General features: G+C 56.4%; 1 protein-coding gene. It reads right to left on the bottom strand.

Annotated features, from left to right (window positions below):
• Window positions 1-195: 195 nt before the first annotated feature.
• Window positions 196-1,521, bottom strand: coding sequence for an IS1182 family transposase (locus Q669_RS18675; protein ID WP_022993451.1), 1,326 nt, complete (start codon window positions 1,519-1,521; stop codon window positions 196-198).
• Between the last annotated feature and the right edge of the window lie 70 nt (window positions 1,522-1,591).

The raw sequence follows: 1,591 nt of genomic DNA, 5'->3' as shown, positions 1-1,591 counted from the left end.
CTAGGAGTCTGCGCGGCAGAAGTATTTTGAGCAAGTGACCCCGCCGCGTCGAATCACAGTTCGGCCCGAGAACGTATCCACAATATCCAGCCGAATAGAGTCTCGATTCTCTCTATTCAGTCAGTCAAGACGGTTATCAGCGAATGCGTTATCGTAGTCCGATCACTCAGTACGCCCAAGGATCCCTCGGACCCTCTATGTCAGCCTCATCAGTGAACTCATCCGCCTGAGATTAAGCGACAGACAGACCAGATCCCATTCACCCTGCACGGCGTGAAGGCCCCGCAGACTGAACTGTCGGAAGCCCAGAACATGCTTGATCCAGCCGTTGACCGCCTCAACCAGATGCTTGCGCTGAGCGTAAACCGATCGCCCGGTTGCCGTGGCCAGCTTCCCGGCCATCCGGGCGCTGGCCGGATAACGGCTCGCGTCTATCTCTGAACTCTTCTTGCCCTCCCGACGCAGCGAGACATAGCCGTCGATGCTTTTGTCTTCCAGGGTCTGTAGATCTTCTTCTTTACGGTAACCCGCGTCAGCCAGGCACTGATCCGGATAGGTTTCCAGAGTGTCTTTTGCCTGATCCAGCAGTGGTATCAGACAGCCATTGTCACTGGGATTATTGCCCAGGTGGTTGGCGACAATCAGCTGGAATTCACCATCCACGGCCAACTGGCCGTTGTAGCATTGCTGGAACCCGTCCGCCGTTTTCATAATCCGGCTTTGCGGATCGGTAAAATTGCTCTGCTCCTTGTCATCCGGCACCCCGTAATCCCGCTTGAAGTTCGGGCCCCCGCGAGGTGAGCGCCGATCATCGTCCGGGGACCGACCCCGGGCCTTGTCCCGCTCTTTCTGGTCTGCTTCCAATTTCTCTTTGGCGGCACGAATCTTGTCCAGCCGCGCCTGCCGGTACTGAAGCTCTTCAGGCAGTTCATCACCCCGGTTATCCGGGCCGAACTGTCGGTCTTCCGACTGGTCTGTCTGACGTGCCTGACGACAAAGTGCATCGATCTCTTTCGATAAACGATCGCCTTCCTCGCCCATGCGGCCATAGCTCATGGCCTTATGCTTGCTGGCATTAGCCCGAACCTTGGTGCCATCAATCGCCAGTGTTCCCAGCGTGATCAGCTCCGCTTCCCGGGCAATCCGGACCACCTGAATAAACACGGCCTTGAAGGCAACCAAATGGTGTTTGCGGAAATCACAGATCGTGCGATGCCTGGGGAAGTTGCCTGCCGCCAGAACCCGGAAGGCCACGTCTTCTTCCAGCTTCCGGGCGATCTTGCGTGAAGAGAAAACGCCGGTGGCGTAGGCGTAGATCAAAATCTTCAGCATCATTCGTGGATCGAAGGGCGAGTTGCGTCGGCCGTTGCCTTCGTAGCGGGCATAAAACGCACTTAAATCCAACTCCTCGACGACATCACTGACAAAATAGGCCAGATGCCCCTCAGGCAGCCACTCGTTCAGGCTCGGGGGAAGAAGCAGTTCCTGGCCAGGCGAATACGGGCGGAAAGTGGTTCCCATCAGTCATCCTGTTGCTGAAGAATTTTGATCTATTGTGCCAGAATGTAGCTTCTGCCGCGCAGACTCCTAG

The organism is Marinobacter sp. C1S70 (assembly GCF_000475355.1).
GTDB classification, from domain to species: Bacteria; Pseudomonadota; Gammaproteobacteria; order Pseudomonadales; family Oleiphilaceae; genus Marinobacter; species Marinobacter nauticus.
This window is presented reverse-complemented; position numbering and strand designations above follow the sequence as displayed.